Source organism: Cognatundibacterium squillarum, assembly GCF_014652435.1.
GTDB classification, from domain to species: Bacteria; Pseudomonadota; Gammaproteobacteria; order Burkholderiales; family Burkholderiaceae_D; genus Undibacterium; species Undibacterium squillarum.
The window spans coordinates 634,410-652,311 of record NZ_BMYU01000001.1 but is presented as its reverse complement, the minus strand read 5'-3'; the positions used below and the strand labels follow the sequence as shown (position 1 = coordinate 652,311).

Below are 17,902 nucleotides of genomic sequence, written 5' to 3'. Positions count from 1 at the left end.
TGCCTTTAACGGCGCAGGTCTGCATTCGGCTGACAGCATGAATGGCCGGATCACTGCAGTCAAAAAGGCTGTTCCCGCAGCACAGTTTCGTTATACATTGGCGGTTTTGATTTCCGTAAACGCAATGATTCTGAATTACATCTGGATAGGCTTCTTTCTGGTCAGTTTTGCGGCTGCCGTATTGCAGTTTCTGTTCCTCGGCGATACCGAGGTCTTCAAGCGCATGATGGACGGCACTTTTGAATCCGCCCGCATTGCAGTGATGGATATCGCTTTGCCGCTGGCAGGGGTGATGACGCTGTGGCTGGGCCTGATGCAGGTCGGTGAGAAAGCCGGTGTAGTGGCATGGCTGGCGCGTAAGATTGCACCATTTTTTTCGCGCATCTTCCCCGGAGTACCGGCAGATCATCCGGCCAATGGCCACATGGTGATGAACTTTTCCGCCAATTTACTCGGGCTGGATAACGCTGCCACGCCATTTGGCCTGAAAGCCATGGAAAGCCTGCAAAGCCTGAATACGGACAAAGAAACCGCCAGCGATGCGCAGATTATGTTTCTGGTGCTGCATACCTCCGGCCTGACACTGATTCCGCTGGCGATTATGGCGCAGCGCGCGGTGCTGGGCGCGCAGAATCCGTCGGATATCTTCATTCCCTGTCTGATTGCAACCTATGTGGCCACGGTCACCGGCATGCTGGCAGTGGCGATACGCCAGCGCATCAATCTGTGGGACCGTGTGTTGCTCGGCTGGCTCGGCGGTATCAGCGCCGCAATCGCCGCAATGGTCTGGGGTATGAGCGAATGGATGACGCGCGCCGAGCTGGAAACCTTTTCCAAAGTCAGTGCGAACTTCCTGCTGTTGCTGATCATTACCGGCTTCATCGTCGCCGCCATGCGCAAAGGCGTGAATGTCTACGACACCTTCATCGAAGGTGCGAAAGGCGGCATACAAACTTCGCTGACCATCATTCCGTATCTGGTCGGCATGCTGGTGGCGATTGGCTTGCTGCGCAATTCCGGCGTGCTGGGGCTGATTGTCAAAGGCTTTGAAGCCTTGTTCGCCGCATTCGGCTGGAACACCGATTTTGTCAATGCCTTGCCCACCGCGCTGATGAAACCCCTTTCTGGCAGCGGCGCACGCGCCATGATGGTCGATACCATGAAAACCTTCGGCGTGGATTCGTTTGCCGGCCGTCTGGCCTGTATTTTCCAGGGCTCGGCTGACACTACCTTCTACATCGTCGCCCTGTATTTTGGCTCAGTTGGCATCCGCAAAACCCGCTACGCAATTCCTATGGGTTTGCTGGCAGATCTGGCAGGCGTGATCGCCGCAATTGGCGTGGCTTATTTGTTCTTTCACTGAATCTTTACGAAGCGGGCAGGGCAGCGCAACCACGGACGGTATCCGGCTGTCCGTGCTGTCGCGGCGCAAGCCTCAGACAGCCCAGTAAAGCCCTGAAAATGCCCCAAATGCGGTGTTCAGCACAGCGATCCGGCGGTCGTCGGCAGAAAGTCTGGCTCTCCGAAACAGGGTGATGCGGAGTTCTGCACAATGTGCGCCTGATGATTGTACGGGATAGCGGGCAAAGTTCCGGCGAATAAAAAACAAAGCCGGCTTTGACGAAGGCCGGTTTTTTGTTTGCTGGCTGGTGGAGCGGCGACTGATCAGTCAGCCGGACTTCTCTATCTGAAATTCACAATATTCACCGGATGGTGAATTAATTGCCGAGGAAAGGTCGGTGAATGTCCTCAATTAAAGTTAATACTATCGTTTTTTTCATTTTAGCCCTTGTTATTCTTAATGCGCATGGACGATCAGGCTCGTGCAGCATAGATCCTGCTATTGGAGGTATCGCTGGTAAATGTGAAAAATTAGAAAATAAGCATGATCGTGACGGTGCAGTGATCTTGTACCTTCCGGGCACCGAGGGAGTGGCTGATTTTGCCACGATGCGGATTTTGTCCCCTACCGATAATGCAACATGGTTTTTGTCCAGCTTGCTTGGTACTGAGCACAGTGGTGTGTCTGCCGCGACCTCAGCGTTGCCACGTGTCAGGTATTGCACCGAACGACTTCACAAAAACATCAATAATTCAGATGATTACAGAAAATACTGTCAGTCTCGAAACGCTCAGGCAAATTTTAGTCTGGCAGATGCACAGAGCCAAGCGGAGCGCGCACTCGATCAGGCTCGTCAGTTGGCATCAGATTTGAAGCAGCCATTGGTGATTATCGGCGTCTCGCATGGATGTAATCATGTAGCGAAATTGGTCAGTGACGGAAGATTGCGTGAAGAACCACTGCTCATGATTAGCTGCCCTGGCGTATCAATGCAACTTAATACTCTTTTACAGACTGTACACTGGACGCACTGGTCTATGTTACGAAGGCAGGGCTTGGGACGATCGTTGCATGAGTTGCGTAACTTACATTCGCACTCGGTTGAGTGGCGGAAGTATATACCTTTGGGTCTGATTGAAGACAGTGCCAGTTATTGCAGCAAGATAGGCATTCCGGAGTCCGACTGCAATGAACAGCGCATTGGTGAAGGAATTTTCATCCAGATGATCGAAGCGCTAAGTATGCTCAGCCAAAGCTACGGCACTGAGCTTAGTTCCGAAGAATACGTAAAGCTGGGAGAGCTTTTTGCGAAGTATCGTGTCGGGGCTGAGGAGGTAAAGCACTTTTTGGGTGCCAGCCAGTTCGTGCGGTATTTCTTAATGACACAATCCTGGTCAAGGCCTCGTTACTGGCGCGACATGCTGAAGCAGGACGCTGCATATAAGAGTATGGACGCTTACCAGGGTTCAATTCGCTATTTTAAATCCGGCAGAGATGTATTAGTCCTTAACGAAGATCCATACTGTCTGAGTGGCGCAAAAGATTGCCGCGAAGTGTTTCTCGACACTTGCCCGCATGAACTTCCCGTTCAGCCCGGATTGTGCGCGACGCTGATACAGGGTGAGATTCGCCGCGTAATTGCCAATACGATTGTGAATGCCAGATTGGGGAAAAAGAATCAGTTCTGAACTGTGCCTGATATTTGGATGCTCTCATGCGCAAGGCGGGCTGGTACGCCTTGGCTTGAAAGTTTTGGTAACAGTTTAATGATGCTTTCACCGGCAGCATCCGAACGAACGATTTATTGCAATCCGGAACAAACTCGGTATCCATCGGGCAGCCTGCTTCATTAGCTGCTCGCGTACTTCCCTGAAACAGCGCCGTAAAGCCCTGAAAATGCCCCAAATGCGGTGTTCAGCACAGCGATCCGACGGTCGTCGGCAGAAAGTCTGGCTCTCCGAAACCGGGTGATGCGGAGTTCTGCACAATGCATGGCTGTTTGTTGTGCCGGATAGCGGGCAAAGTTCCAGTAGGTATAAAACAAAACCGGCCCTGACGAAGGCCGGTTTTGTTTTTGCGGGTAAGGGCAAGCGCACGGGCAGGTGATCCGTCGCCCGTGTTCACATCTCAGCTTTTCGGGATCTGCGCCGTTTTGTAGACTGGATATTGCTGATAAGCCGTATCCCAGGAACTGTGACGACGCGCGAAGAATTCCAGACGTGCTGCAGGGTCTTTGGCGAATGCCGGGTCGCTGCGCAGTTTTTGTTCGAATTGCTTACGTAGTTCCGGATCGGCTGCCAGTTGCTCACGGGCTACCTCTTCAGCGACATAGGCTTCCATGTATTCTTTGCGTTCGAATGCCTGATTGAACAAGCCCCAGCTCAGCAGGGAATCGGCGGAAGCCGGATCAAACAGCGTTGCCACCAGTGCCGATTTTGGCTGGGCAGAAGGGATGAAGATACTGCCGCGTGCAAACTGCAGTTTCTGATCAGCGACCCACTGGCCTTTAACTTCCAGCGGTTGACGGCCTTCATACGACGCTGGACGGAAGCTGGCTTTTTCGGTCTGGAAGCGCTCAACGCTGACATCCTTCCAGCCGCTGGTCAGTGCCTGAAACTGGATGCCGTGTACGCGCAGTTTTTCGACCACCATTTTCGCCCAGGCAGCCGGTACCACATAGCCGCCTTCCGGCAGGCGTGCCAGCTTGTCGGGTACGTTCTGATCGCGCAGTTTCACACGCCAGATTTGCGGCTTGCTTTCGTCGTAACGTGTCATCAGCGCGCCGGAAATGTCCGACTGGGTGCGGGTGTAGGCGTAGCCCCGGAATTCGATGGTTTTGTAGGCATCAGTGCTGCGGTAGCTGACCGGAATATCTTTGCCCGCCATCCGCATCGCTTGCTGATCGGCTTCTTCGGCCAGTTTTTTCCATTGTGCGCCTTGCTGTGCGACCTGATTCAGCACTGAATGCAGTGTGTTGCGTGTAGTGCGGACGCGGGTGGCGTAGTCTTTCCACGAATGGGTTTCGACCAGAATGCCGAAGCGGTTGCGCAGCATGAAATAACCGTTGGAAAAACGTGCGCCCGGTACTTCATCCGTGAAGCCGGACATCGGATCGTCTTCCTGATTAAACGACATATAAAACGGTTGCGGCAGCGAACCGGCTTTGCTCAGATCCTGCAAAACGGCCTGCTGCAGTAACTGACCGGCTGTGCGCAGTTTTTCATCGCCCGCATGTTTTGGTTCTACCTGCACAGACACATCATGCTCAAATTTAGCCCCATCGGTCACATGCAGATCCACCGTGACCAGCGGGTCCCACTGATTCACCATTCGCAGCATCGCCTGCATTTCCGGCGTGTCTGCTTTGGCGTAATCGCGGTTCAGATTGGCATTCTGTGCGCTGGTGCGCCAGCCCATTTCTTCCGGGCCGCGCTGATTCGGGCGGTTCCATTTGCCGAAACGTTCGTGTCCGTCTACGTTAAATACCGGCACAAACATCACGACTTGCTTGTCCAGCACGTCGCTGGACGGGTTTTCGAGTAATTCGCGCAGCACCAGAAATCCGGCGTCTTTGCCGTCGATTTCTCCGGCATGAATGCCACCCTGCAGCAGCGTCACCGGAATCTGTTTTTCTTTAGCGGTCAGTGGCGTCAGTGCGCCGGTTTTGGTGGCGATCAGCACCAGGATCGGGCGGCCTTCCGGTGAGCGGCCGATTTCCTGACAGCGTACCCATTTCGGATAATTTTTCTGGAAATTTTTACACAGGGTATCGACTTCGGTGTAGCGCCCGGTTTTGGTGAACTGAGATTTTTCCGCCAATGTCACCATGTTTTCAGCAGCCTGCGCCGCCGGTACTGCAAACAGACAAGCCAGCGCCGCTGGCAATAACTTATGCATCATCATCGTCAACCAACTGAGAATATGAACCGGAAACCGGTCAGACGCGCACTGGCGCCGTGGAAAAGGGAGCGGTGGCCGTTGCGGCCCGTCCTGCAAAAACCGCCTGACGCGAAGTCAGACGGCTCTGTTTGCTAAAAGTTCATTGCGGGCGTATGCGTTGCTGCCACCAGCGTGCTTTTGCCAGTAAGGCTTGCTGATCCAGTGTCTGCAATTCACGGTTCACCAGCAGCGCTTTGCCGCGTACCCAGACGTGGCTGACCTGCTCGCGACCGGCTGCGTAAATCACATGGGATACCGGATCAAACACAGGCTGGGTTTCGATTGCCGACAAATCAATCGCGATCACATCCGCCTGTTTGCCAGCCGTCAGGCTGCCGGTGCGGTCTGCCATGCCCAGCGCCTTTGCACCATCCAGTGTCGCCATGCGCAGCGCAGTGTGTGCATTCACTGCGGTCGGATCGCTGGACTGCGCTTTGGCCAGAATCGCTGCCAAGCGGGTGTCAGCCATCATATCCAGCTTGTTATTGCTGGCAGCGCCATCGGTACCGATACCGATGTTGATACCGGCTTGCTGCATTGCGTGAATTCGTGCAAAACCGGAAGCCAGTTTCAGATTAGAGGCCGGATTGTGAGCGATGTGCACGCCGTGTTTTGCCAGTAATGCGATGTCTTCATCGGTGGTGTGCACCATGTGCGCGGCGATCAGTTGCTCGCTCAGCAATCCAAGTTCTGCCAGACGTGCCAGCGGACGCTTGCCGTACTGGCTGATGCTGCCCTGAACTTCGTCATTGGTTTCGTGGATATGGCAATGGATACGCACGCCTTTGTCTGCCGCCATAGCAGCGACTTTGCGGAAGGTATCGTCGGCAACAGTGTAAGGCGCATGCGGTGCGAGGGTGAAGCCGATGCCGGGTTGTCCACGGTATTCATTGATCGCATCTTCTGCTAACTGCAGATAACCGGTGGCATCCTGCGCGTAGCCGGTAGGAAATTCCAGAATGCTGCAGCCAACCACGGTATTCATGCCGGATGCGATGCCGGCACGTGCTACCGCAGTGTGGTGGAAATACATGTCATTGATGGTGGTCGTACCGCCGCGCAGCATTTCCGCCATCGCAAAACTGGTGCCGTCGAACACAAACTCGTCAGAAACATGGGCTTTTTCAGCGGGCCAGATGTGGTGATTCAGCCAGTCCATCAGGGCCAGATCGTCCGCCAGCCCGCGCAGCAGGCTCATCGCTGAGTGGCCGTGTAGATTGATGAAGCCCGGTGTCAGGGCGTGATCCGGTAATTCCTGATGGATTGCATCCGGATAGCGCAGACGCGCTTCATCAGAAGGAAGGATGGCTTCGATCAGGCTGTCATTCATCACCAGTGCGTGACCGGTCAGTACCTGATTGGCGGGCTCCACGGGAATAAGATAAGCAGGGTGCAGGCATGTTATTGTCATTGTGTATCCTTTTTTGTGGCCCCGTGCAGCGGCTTGCAGCGCAGGTGCAGATGCTGAGCAGCGGGGCAAAATCGTGCCTCATTATATAGAACTCACTTCAAAAATACCCGCCAGCGGTGAATGGGTGTCAATGGCCGCTTCCGCTACCGTATTCTTGCGGTATGTGCAGTTAAGCAGTCTGATTGCTACAATCCAGGCATAAAACGTCCTTTTTACCGGAGACTTCTCATGCGTCTGTACAGTTATTTCCGCAGTTCCGCTTCATATCGCGTACGTATTGCACTCAATCTGAAAGGCATTTCCTATGAGCATGCCGGCGTGCATTTGCTGCGTAACGGCGGAGAACAATTGTCTGATGCCTATCGTCAGATCAATCCGGAAGGGCTGGTGCCTGCGCTGGTGGATGACGGCGCGGACAGTGAAGTGGTGCTGAGCCAGTCACTGGCGATCATTGAATATCTGGAAGAAACCCATCCGGAACATCCGCTGTTGCCGCAAGATGCAGCCAGTCGTGCGTCAGTGCGTGCATTTGCGCTGGCGATAGCCTGTGAAATTCATCCGGTGAATAACCTGCGTATCCTGAAATATCTGTCGCAAACACTGGGTGTCAGCGATGAACAGAAAAATGCCTGGTATAAACACTGGTGCGAAAGTGGTTTGCAAGTACTGGAGCAGCGCTTGCAGCAGCGCGCGGTACAAACGCCGTTTTGCTTTGGTGAGCAACCGGGTCTGGCAGAATGCGTACTGATTCCGCAAATCTTTAATGCACAGCGTTTTCAGTGTGATTTGTCGTCTATGCCTTTGCTGATGGCGGTGTATGAACGCTGTATGGCATTGCCGGCATTCCAGCAGGCGCAGCCTTCGGCGCAACCGGATGCAGAATAAGCGGATAACTGTGCTGACTGTTTTGCTTCGTAATAAAAAAGCCCCGGTCACAACGGGGCTTTTTTATTGCTTTAAAAATTTTCGGTTTGCTTAGCTGGCGAAACTATTGGCTTTATGTGCGTCACCAAGAATGTCGCTAAGGACAGAAATCAGCAGCGAGCGGGTCAGTTTGGATTTGGTGGTGTAACCGTCGATAGAGAACTGATGGCTGACGGTATCCTCCGGTGCATAGCCGGGCTGACCGGTGCGCAACACAATTTTAATGGCTTTCTGATTCATTTCGCCGCGTATGGTTTCGACCAGTCGCAAACCTGCGTCCACGGTTTCCATTACCACATCCAGCAGTATCAGAGAAATATCCGGGATGCTCTGCAGTAACTGACGGGCTTCGCCGGCAGAGTATGCATGCAGAAATTGCAGAGGTCGTCCGTGAATGCGTACACCGCTGAGTGCCAGCAATGTGGTTTCATGCACGTTTTTATCGTCATCCGTGATCAGGATTTTCCACGGAGTAAGCTCATTTTTGGCGGCAGAACCATCAGCCTCTTCGTCTGCGAAGCTGATCATATCGTCATCCGCTTCGCAGGCAGATGAAATGCCATCCTGCAAGATGAGTGACGGAATTGCTGTCAGAAAATAGTCGCTGCCAAATGTCAGATTGCCCGTAGACTGCGTGCAGCGCTTACTTATCAAGCCGGGCATTTTACTGTGTTGTGACATCATCAGTGTGCTCCCTGGTGCTTGGAAAAAGTCTTTTTACCAATTCATGATATGTGAACTGCATCCCTTAATCAAGCGGTGAATCAGGCAGTTTGTGGCTGAAAGACTGCATTCCGGTTGGTTATTACGCGTAGTAATTATGTGTTGTCAGTGTATCGCAGTGTTGCTGCGGACGCTGAAAAGTATCAAAGATTAACGATGTTTGTATGCGGGGAACTTTCTCGTGCAATGCAGCATCATATGCGCAGTAATGACTCAATCTGACTACGATGAAAACCCAGAAAGCCAAGATGCCGAACACGCCGAAACGTATGCTCACACTGGCAGTGATGATGACACTGCCGGTATTTGCGCATGCACAGCAATCACCTGAAACACCTGTAAAAGAAGCGCCGAAAAAAGCGGTGGACGTCAAAAAAGCGGTGCCGGATACTGGCGCAGTGCAAAAAGTGGAAGTGCAGGGCGCAAAAGGCTATGACGAGCGTCGTCAGGACACGGCTACAAAAATCGTTGTCACACAAGAAGAAATCGTGCGTTTTGGTGATACCACCGTTGGTGACGTTCTGAAGCGTTTGCCGGGTGTGACCATTGGCGGCGTGCAGGGTCGTGGTGGTGAAATCCGTATGCGTGGCCTGGGTGCAGGCTATACCCAGATTCTGCTGAATGGCGAGCCAAGTCCGCCGGGTTTTTCGCTGGATTCGATTTCTCCTGATCTGATTGAGCGTATTGAAGTCATCCGTGCTGCAACTGCAGAACTGAGCACGCAGGCAGTTGCCGGTGCGATTAATATCGTTCTGAAACGTGCAATTCAGACTGCGCAGCGCGAAATCAAAGCCGGCGGCCAGTCCGACGGCGGTAAGTACGGCGCGAACGTGAATTTTCAGATTTCGGATAAAGCGGGCGCGATGTCGTACTCGGTTTCCGGTAATCTGAATCACGGTAAGTTTGAGCGTCCGTCGTATTCCACGACGCAGTATTTCGATACCACCGGTAAGCAAACCGGTAATCAGCGCACAGATTCAAATAACTGGGGCACGTTTGATGGCCTTGGTATGTCGCCGCGTGTTAACTGGAATTTGCCGAACGGTGACATCATCACCAGCCAGAGTTTTATTAACGCGAACCGCTTCCGTGGCTACAACTCGGAAGTGACTGCAGCACCAAGCGGGCCGCAGCCGCAATACCTGTCGGATTTGCAGCGTGTGACGTCTGAATTTGCGATGCTGCGCAGTAATCTGAACTGGATACACCGCATGGCGGACAGTGCCAAACTCGATGTGAAGTTTGGTGTTAACCTGAATAAACGTGAATCGGATGTTGATCTGGCCGGCTTTGGCAACAATGGCGCATCGATTCTGAATCGCAGTACCTCATCGTCCGGCACGGCGAAAGGCTGGACTACCAGCGGTAAGTACAGCGCACCGTTCATCGAAGACCATTCCGTTGTATTCGGCTGGGATGCTGAGTATTCCAAACGGAATGAAACCCGTACGCAGGCAGATGTGGTGACGGCTGATCCGGTCACCGGCACCAAGCTGACACCGATTAATCTGAATGAAGATTTTGATGCAACCGTGTCGCGTCTGGCTTTGTTTGCGCAGGATGAATGGAACGTGACCAAGCAATGGTCGGTGTACGCCGGTCTGCGCTGGGAAGGTCTGGAAACCAAGAGTTCCGGTAATACCTATGCTGACGTGAAAAACCGTTCCAGCGTATTCAGCCCAATTCTGCAAACCCTGTACAAACTGCCGGACAGTAAAAATGATCAGCTGCGATTCGGACTGACCCGCACTTACAAAGCACCTGACACCAATTCGCTGATTCCGCGTCGCTTCCTGTCGACAGACAATAAGCAAACCAATCCGGATTCCACCGGTAATCCGAATCTGAAGCCTGAACTGGCTTGGGGTCTGGATCTGGCATACGAACATTACATGCCACAGGGCGGTGTGCTGAGTGCCAGCGTGTACATGCGTAAAATCACGGATGTGGTGATTACACAGTTAAACCAGATTGATGGCCGCTGGGTATCGATGCCTGCGAATGCCGGTAATGCAACCACCAAAGGCATAGAGCTGGATGCAAAAATGCCGCTGCGCGCGCTGATGGACAATGCGCCTTCGATTGATCTGCGCGCAAATGCATCGTTTAACTTCTCGGATCTGAGTTCTGTACCTGGCCCGAACAACCGTCTGGCCTCACAAACGCCGGTCAGCGCAAACATTGGTGTCGATTACAAGATCGACGGTACGCCGCTGACTGTCGGTGGTAACTACGGTTATCAGGGTGCAGGCGAAGTACGTATTGCTGCAGACCGCACCGCATATTCAACACCGAAGCGTGTGGTGGATGTATATGCACTGTGGAAATTCGATCCGAAAACCAGCCTGCGTGCTTCGGTCTCGAACTGGCTGCATCAGGATAATCTGTCGCAATCCACTTACTACAACGCGGCCGGTTCTATCGTGCAAACGAATTACACACCAACCACCGTGACTTTCCGTGCGATGTTTGAACACAAGTTCTGAGCACTGAAAACATGATGTAAGTGATTGTGCGCACGATGATGGTGCACGCCGTAACGCAGCAATAAACCTGCCCCCGTACAGCTTGTCTGTCCGGGGGCAATTTTTCAAAGTTTTTCATGACAGTACCGCGATCATCGCCGATAATGCCGGACTGACTTTTTACAGGGTACAGAATGAACGATGCACTGGTCATCGGTCCGTTCAGCACCAGCTGGCTGGAACTGATTTCTTTTATGCTGTCGGTGGCGACGGTCTGGCTGAATATCCGTCAGTTGCACTGGGCATGGCTGTTTTCGATTGTCTCGTCGCTGATGTACGGCGTGGTGTTTTTTCAGTCTGCACTGTATGGCGATATGGCACTGCAAGCGGTGTTCGTCGCGGTATCGGTACAGGGCTGGATCTGGTGGTTGCGCGGTATTGAGCAACGCGCATTACCTGTGACGGAGCTGACACAGCGCGGGCAGCTTGCTGTGTTTGCCAGCTGGGGCGTATCGTTTGTGGCGATTGCTGCAGCATTGCGTATTTATACAGACAGCGATGTACCTTACATCGATGCATTTCTGACGGCAGGCAGTCTGGTCGGGCAGTATCTGCTCGCCAAAAAGCGCGTCGAAAACTGGCTGATCTGGATTGCAGTGGACGTGCTGTACGTTGGTTTGTATCTGTATAAAGGTTTGCAGCTGACCGCGGTGTTATACGGTATTTTTGTGTTGATGGCAGTACAGGGGTGGGAACGTTGGAAGCAGGATCTGCAGAATTAAATAAACCGGTTCAGAAAATTGTGATTGTCGGTGCGGAGTGCAGCGGTAAAACGTCGCTGGCACAAGCGCTGGCAACGCATTACAACACGGTATGGGTGCCGGAATATCTGCGTGATTTTGTCGCGCAGCATCAGCGCACACCAAAAGAACATGAGCAAATTGACATCGCGCGTATGCAGGTGCAGCGCGAGGCAGAAATGCTGCCGCAGGCGAATCGCTTTCTGTTCTGCGATACCTCGCCGCTGATGATTCGTTTATACAGCGAACATTATTTCGGTAAAGCTGATCTGGCGTTGTTTGAGCTGGCTGCAACCCATGACTACGATTTCACTTTGCTGACCTCGCCTGACTTTGCGTGGGTGGATGACGGTTTGCAGCGCGAGTCACCTGCGGTACGCCAGCGTATTCACGATAAGTTGCAGCAGGAGCTGGAAGAGCGCGAAATCCCGCATTTGCTGCTCGCTGGCGGTATGCAGGAGCGTCTGGATCAGGTCGCGTTTGCCATGGATTTTCTGATCGGCGCCTGAGTTGATTGCCGGTCGTTGCTGTTAAAGCCGCTCGCTGAGCGGCTTTTTTGTTTTTTCAGTCTCTGTGCTGAAGATCGTTTTAAACTGGGTCTGATGAGTAAAGTCCGTTGTGACGGTCAAAAGTGCTGTCAAAGGCCATTTTTCAGCCTAAATGCGGGGTTCTGCATAGCATCCGGCTTGTCGTCGGCAGAAACTCTGGCGCTCCGGAAATCACACATGCGGATTTTTGCATAGTCACCGCGTTCGGAGCGTGCTTTATTGACTTGTTGTGCCGTTTGACGGCGCATGAGCGGGACGATGAATTTCTGCGGCACGGACAATGCGGACATTTCTTGCCGTCGCTGACATCCAAAACAAAACGCCCGCAACATTCGCGGGCGTTTTTTCAACAGTACTAAGCGATCAGCTCAGACTTATTCGTTTTCCATCAGGCTGCGCAATTGTTCTGCTTTGCCCGGTGTACGCAGTTTCTTCATCGCTTTCGCTTCGATCTGACGAATACGTTCGCGCGTTACTTCAAACTGTTTGCCAACTTCTTCCAGCGTGAACTCGGTGGATGTTTCCAGACCGAAACGCATGCGCAAAACTTTCGCTTCACGCGGGCTCAGGCCATCCAGTGCTTCTTTCAGCTTGGCGTTAACCGATGCCTGCATTGCTGCGTGCATAGGCGACATGGTGTTGCCGTCTTCGATAAAGTCGCTCAGCGCGGAATCGCCATCATCACCGATTGGGACGTCCAGCGATACCGGTTCTTTGGAAATCTTCAGGATTTCGCGGACTTTGGATTCCGGTAAGCCCATTTTCTCTGCGATCGCAACCGGTTCAGGTTCCAGACCGGTGGATTGCAGCAACTGACGGCGAACGCGGTTCATCTTATTGATGGTTTCAATCATATGCACCGGAACGCGGATCGTGCGTGCCTGATCTGCAATCGCACGGGCGATTGCCTGACGAATCCACCATGTTGCATAGGTAGAGAATTTGTAGCCGCGGCGGTATTCAAATTTATCAACCGCTTTCAGCAGGCCGATATTGCCTTCCTGAATCAGATCCAGGAATTGCAGACCACGGTTCACGTATTTTTTCGCAATCGAAATGACCAGACGCAGATTGGCCTCAGTCATCGCCTGTTTGGCTTCTGCAGAACGTTTTTCACCGGCAATCATCTGACGGTTAATGTCACGCAGATCACTGAGCGGCAGTTCAACGCGGTTTTCCAGCTCAATCAGACGGCGCTGCTGTTCGCGTACCGCGTGGATATGACGGGACAGGGCAGCGGCATATGGTTTGCCGGATGCCATTTCCTGTTCAAACCAGTCAGGATTGGTTGCGTGTACTTTAATCATACTGATGAAATACTCACGCGGCATCGCGCAGCGGTTCACCACCAGATCCATCAATTGCTTTTCTGCCGTGCGCAATTCCTTCATCTGCTTGCGCAGGGTGTCGCACAGTTTTTCTGCTGTCTTGGTGGTAAAGCGAATGGTTTGCAGTTCTGCGGTAATCGCACGCTGCGCCTGCTGATAGGCTGCAGACTGATAACCGTCCATTGCACGCGCTTCTTTGAGTTTTTCAAAGTTGCTGGCGACAAAACGCAGTTTTTGCAGTGCCGTTGCTTTCAGCTGTGCCAGTTGCTCATCGCTGATGCCCCCGACGCTGTCGGATACATTGTCATCGTCTCCGCCGACTTCTTCATCCAGATCATCGCCGTCGTTCAGCATCAGGCTGGCGTTTTCATTGTCTTCCGCAGCAATAAAGCCATCGACCACATCATCGGCGAGGACTTCATCTTTTTCGATACGGTCGGCGATTGCCAGAATTTCAGAAATCGTGACCGGGCAGGCAGAAATTGCCTGCACCATGTCTTTCAGGCCTTCTTCGATACGCTTGGCGATTTCGATTTCGCCGCTGCGTGTCAGCAATTCCACGCCGCCCATTTCACGCATATACATACGAACCGGGTCGGTCGTGCGGCCGAAGTCGGAATCGACTGTGGCCAGCGCAGACGCTGCCACGGTTTCCGCTTCATCATCACTGACATTGCTGACCACGGTATCGGTCAGCAGCATCATGGCTGCGTCCGGTGCCTGATCGTACACAGCAATACCCATATCGTTCAGGGTGCTGATGACTTCCTGAATCATTTCAGCATCTGCCACTTCTTCCGGCAGATGATCATTGATTTCAGCGTGAGTCAGGTAAGTACGGTCTTTGCCCAGACGTATCAGTTTGGCTAATTGCTTGCGATAGTGTTCCAGACGCGCTGCTTCTGCTTCCGGTGTATCTTTCTTGCGGGTGCGTGCACGCGCTGCGAGTTTGATCTCTGCAGATTCGGCGGCATTCAGCATGGCGATTTCATCGCCTTCGGCATCCGCATCCACGGCTTTACGGCCACGTTTTACATCTTTTACCGGTGTCAGAATTGCTGCCGCATCGGCATCGCTGAATGCGGCGACGACAGGTTTCGCCGGTGCTGCCGGTGTTGCCGGCGCTGCTGCAACAGCTGCAGGACGCACAGGTGCGGCTGGCATCACAGGTGCAACAGCAACCGGTGCCGGTGCACTGACAGGTGCAATGATCGCAGGCTGTTCAAAGCGTGCAACCGGCGCAGGTGTGACCGGTGTTGCAGGCACTGCAGGCGCCGCTGCGCGCACGACGGTTCTTGCCGGTGCTGCGCTGACAGGTTTCAGTGTTTTGACCGGAGAGGGTTCCGCAAAGCGCGAATTACTGATGCGCGCTTCTTTCTTAATGGTGCTGCCGGCAACATTGCTGATGTCCTGCTTCTGATCAGCCAGCAATAATTTTTTAGCCGGTTTCGCCAGTGTCTTACGAATCACGGCGGCACGCGGTTTTTGCAGGTCATTGCCGTTCAGGGTATGCAGTTCCGCACGCAGGTCGGCACGGATTTCCGCTTTCACTTCCGGTTTGACCGGTTCTGCTTCGGCCGGTGCAGCAGGTGCGGCGATGGCAGCCATCACTGCAGCAGCGGCATCCGTTTCCGGTGTCGCAGTTTCCGCAATGATTTCAGGTGTTACAGGCTCAGCAGGAATTTGCAGACCGGCGGAAGCAAGTTCACTTTCCGGCATCTGCGCCATTGCTTCGATTTCTTCTGCTGTCCAGGCTTTTGGTGCAGCGACCGCTGCAGTTGCCACATTCTGAATGCGGACTTTGCGGCGGGTAATGACAGGTACGGCGCCGGATGCATCAGCACCGGCAACCGTTTCAGGTGCAGTGACTTCAGCTTGGGCAGGTGTCGCAGCAGCTGCAGGGGCTGCGCCACGGTTCAGCTGCAGGGTCTTTTTACCCAGCGTGAGCGTGGAGCCTGTTTTTACGTTGGCAGTCGATGAGTCAGTTAAGCTGTTTTTCATGTAACAAGTTCAGTACGGCAACAAAGGGCTAGTCAAGTGAGCTTGGCAATAGCGAGATGCTGCAGACGATCAAAGTGACAGATCAACGGCAGACACGGACGAAAAAGCCCGCTGAAAATTAGCGGGCTACGCTGACAAAAAAGCGAAATCATCTTACTCGGTTATACGCACAGGATTTTTGCGCGAGGGCGAGATTATCCTAGTCTTCGCCTTGCCTGACAAGCTTTGTCTGGTAAATTGCAGAAATCCGAAAGGGCGCAATTGTATAAAATTTTTGCGACTTCGTGGGAAACCCTTATGCAGTAAGGGCTGGCACAGGCGGTGTTGACGGAAAATTATGTTAAATCATGTAAAACGTTTTCACGGTTTTATTCGTGTCTGATCAGAATTTTCTGGCGGGCATGGCAACAGTTTGTTATTTTGTATGCCTTTTTGTTACGGAGCTGAAGTATGAAACACCATCAGATCAGACCGGCGCTGCGCTGTTGCGCTCTGGTGCTGCCTTTGCTGTGCGCGCAGAACGTTCTGGCAAAGGCCCAGACGGTACAGGTGAGTGCGACGCAGGAAGCCCGTAAGGTCGTCGCTGATTTCCCGCCTGAAGCCGTTATGGAGCGTTTTGAAGTCAAAGACAGCCAGGGCAAGGTCTGGCATTACCTCGCGCTGACCGAAGGTGAGCCAGGCGCGCTGATTTTTGAGGATGGCAAGCTCAGTGGGAAACTCAGCCGCCGCGATGCGGCTGCTTTTTACAGTTGCCGCGGCTACGCAACCGCTACCCGCCGCCACTGGGGCGATGATGCAGATGCATGGATGAAATCACTGGCGGCACGTACTGAGGCAGTGACGGAGCTGAGTATCACGCTGCCGGAAAAACCAACCTGGCGCAGCATTGTCGAAGTGGCACGCGATCCTTCCTTGTCTGATCTGGAGTCGCTGGTCAGTGTCGGCACCAATCCGCTGAATATTATCCGTAAGCTCAGTTCTGCCCGTGACAATATGGCAGAGCGTGAAGCGTATAAGAAAAATTCTCAGCGCCTGAAGGCGGTGGTTACCGGTGCGACCGAGATCCAGCTGGCGGCGATTATCCGTCCTGAAGACGTATCGTTTGTACCGGGTGGTCTGGTGATGGCGTATCCGAAATATACCGTCGAATTTTTTGTCAGCGCAGGGCAGGTGAAGGTGATTCAGCAGCCATCTTTTAACTTCTTATCGAAAAACCGCGCAGCACTGTTTTACGCTGCGGGCATGAACTGGGATCGCTGCACGCCGCAGCAATGGATGCAGGCACCGGCGGAGTGATGCTGATCTGAATATGTGAATGACCGAAAAACAAAAAGCGCAGAATGGTGGTTCTGCGCTTTTTTTATTTGCTGCGAGATGTCGCTGACAATAATCGTAAACCTGTTACTGATAAAAGCTCAGTGGTTTGCCGTCACGGGTTGTCACACTGTTCAGTTCGCGGAAAATACGTGCCTGTATCGCATCCGGTAAGCGCACAAAGTCTGCAGCACCGACCAGACGGTCGCCATTCATAAACGCCCACGTAAAAAACTGCAATGCAGTGCGGGTTTGCGCCGGACTGGCAGTCACCTGCGGCAGAATCACAAAGGTACCCATGGTAATCGGCCAGCTTTTCGCACCCGGCTGATTGGTCAGTGTTTCATCAAATCCGCCTTCGGCTTTCCAGCGACTGTTGTTCAGCGCGGCGGCAAAACTTTCTCCACCGGGGCTGACGAATTTGCCATCCTGATTCTGTAACTGTGCAGCGTCCAGTTTTTCCTGCAGCACATAGTTGTAATCGATATAGCTGATACTGAACGGCGTTTTTCTGAGCGCTGCGGCAACACCGCTGCTGCCTTTGGTGGCGCGGAAATGCGGTTGCCAGCGCAATACGAAATCGCGGCCGGTTTCGGCTTTCCAGCCAGTGCTGACTTTGCTCAGATAATCGCTGAAATTCCAGGTCGTGCCCGAGCCATCTTCACGCACCAGTACTTCAATGGCTTTCGCTGGCAAACGTAATTGCGGATTGGCTGATTGCAGGCGTGCATCATTCCATTGCGTGATTTTTCCGGAAAAAATCTGCGCTAATAAATCACCGGTCAGACGCAATTCCTGAGATTTGATGCCGGGCAGATGATAGACAACGGCCACACCGGAAATGGCAGACGGAAACTGCAGCAAGGCATGGCGTTTGAGTTCGGAAGCGGGTAAAGCAACATCGCTCGCACCGAAATCAGTTTTAGCTTCTTTAATCTGGCGAATGCCGGACGAAGAACCGCTGGCCTGATACGCAATTTTGCTGCCTTTGGCTTTACCGAATGCATCGGCCCACAACTGATACAGCGGAGCGGCGGCGGAAGAACCTGCGCCCTGAATATCCTGTGCCATTGCTGCGTTACTGAATACACAGATTGCGCTGACACA

The 17,902-nt window shown here is 53.1% G+C and carries 13 protein-coding genes; 7 read left to right on the top strand and 6 right to left on the bottom strand.

The genetic code is table 11. The features are described 5' to 3' along the window. Positions 1–124: 124 nt before the first annotated feature. Both IE092_RS02730 and IE092_RS02725 read left to right on the top strand, forming a co-directional pair. Complete coding sequence (locus tag IE092_RS02730; RefSeq protein WP_189355455.1) at positions 125–1,363, top strand: nucleoside recognition domain-containing protein; 1,239 nt, start codon at positions 125–127, stop codon at positions 1,361–1,363. A gap of 380 nt (positions 1,364–1,743) precedes the next feature. After that, a complete protein-coding gene (locus IE092_RS02725) occupies positions 1,744–3,030 on the top strand; it encodes a hypothetical protein (protein ID WP_189355454.1) in 1,287 nt (428 codons plus the stop codon). 439 nt (positions 3,031–3,469) lie between these two features. Here the strand turns inward: IE092_RS02725 and IE092_RS02720 are convergent, their stop codons facing one another. Together IE092_RS02720 and IE092_RS02715 are read right to left on the bottom strand one after the other, a co-directional pair. Continuing rightward, the gene (locus IE092_RS02720) at positions 3,470–5,245 is read right to left on the bottom strand and encodes a M14 family metallopeptidase (protein ID WP_229792991.1); all 1,776 of its coding nucleotides are present in this window, start codon (positions 5,243–5,245) and stop codon (positions 3,470–3,472) included. Between the two features lie 136 nt (positions 5,246–5,381). Then, positions 5,382–6,692 (bottom strand): TRZ/ATZ family hydrolase, encoded by a 1,311-nt coding sequence (locus tag IE092_RS02715; protein ID WP_189355453.1) that lies wholly within the window; start codon positions 6,690–6,692, stop codon positions 5,382–5,384. A gap of 228 nt (positions 6,693–6,920) precedes the next feature. On the opposite strand from IE092_RS02715, the gene maiA reads away from it, so the two are divergent. Then, positions 6,921–7,577, top strand: a complete 657-nt coding sequence (maiA, locus tag IE092_RS02710) for a maleylacetoacetate isomerase (RefSeq protein ID WP_189355452.1) — start codon at positions 6,921–6,923, stop codon at positions 7,575–7,577. A 90-nt stretch (positions 7,578–7,667) separates the two neighbouring features. On the opposite strand, the gene IE092_RS02705 is transcribed toward maiA, so the two are convergent. Continuing rightward, complete coding sequence (locus tag IE092_RS02705; protein WP_189355451.1) at positions 7,668–8,300, bottom strand: response regulator; 633 nt, start codon at positions 8,298–8,300, stop codon at positions 7,668–7,670. Positions 8,301–8,566: 266 nt separating this feature from the next. On the opposite strand from IE092_RS02705, the gene IE092_RS02700 reads away from it, so the two are divergent. The 3 genes from IE092_RS02700 to IE092_RS02690 all read left to right on the top strand — a co-directional run bounded on the left by IE092_RS02700 (position 8,567) and on the right by IE092_RS02690 (position 12,113). After that, positions 8,567–10,825, top strand: coding sequence for a TonB-dependent receptor plug domain-containing protein (locus IE092_RS02700; protein ID WP_189355450.1), 2,259 nt, complete (start codon positions 8,567–8,569; stop codon positions 10,823–10,825). A gap of 173 nt (positions 10,826–10,998) precedes the next feature. After that, the gene (gene pnuC / locus IE092_RS02695) at positions 10,999–11,586 is read left to right on the top strand and encodes a nicotinamide riboside transporter PnuC (protein ID WP_189355449.1); all 588 of its coding nucleotides are present in this window, start codon (positions 10,999–11,001) and stop codon (positions 11,584–11,586) included. Next, positions 11,562–12,113: an AAA family ATPase gene (locus IE092_RS02690; RefSeq protein ID WP_229792990.1), complete on the top strand. Its 552-nt coding sequence runs from the start codon at positions 11,562–11,564 to the stop codon at positions 12,111–12,113. Before pnuC ends, IE092_RS02690 begins: the two co-directional genes overlap by 25 nt. 128 nt (positions 12,114–12,241) lie before the next feature. On the opposite strand, the gene IE092_RS02685 is transcribed toward IE092_RS02690, so the two are convergent. Both IE092_RS02685 and rpoD read right to left on the bottom strand, forming a co-directional pair. Further along, positions 12,242–12,442 carry a hypothetical protein gene (locus IE092_RS02685; RefSeq protein WP_189355448.1) on the bottom strand — a complete coding sequence of 67 codons (201 nt, stop codon included), beginning with the start codon at positions 12,440–12,442 and terminating at the stop codon, positions 12,242–12,244. An 84-nt stretch (positions 12,443–12,526) separates the two neighbouring features. Then, positions 12,527–15,481, bottom strand: coding sequence for an RNA polymerase sigma factor RpoD (gene rpoD / locus IE092_RS02680; RefSeq protein WP_308427098.1), 2,955 nt, complete (start codon positions 15,479–15,481; stop codon positions 12,527–12,529). Positions 15,482–15,931: 450 nt separating this feature from the next. On the opposite strand from rpoD, the gene IE092_RS02675 reads away from it, so the two are divergent. Beyond that, positions 15,932–16,777, top strand: coding sequence for a hypothetical protein (locus IE092_RS02675; protein ID WP_189355447.1), 846 nt, complete (start codon positions 15,932–15,934; stop codon positions 16,775–16,777). A 105-nt stretch (positions 16,778–16,882) separates the two neighbouring features. On the opposite strand, the gene pstS is transcribed toward IE092_RS02675, so the two are convergent. After that, positions 16,883–17,866 (bottom strand): phosphate ABC transporter substrate-binding protein PstS, encoded by a 984-nt coding sequence (gene pstS / locus IE092_RS02670; RefSeq protein ID WP_229792989.1) that lies wholly within the window; start codon positions 17,864–17,866, stop codon positions 16,883–16,885. Between the last annotated feature and the right edge of the window lie 36 nt (positions 17,867–17,902).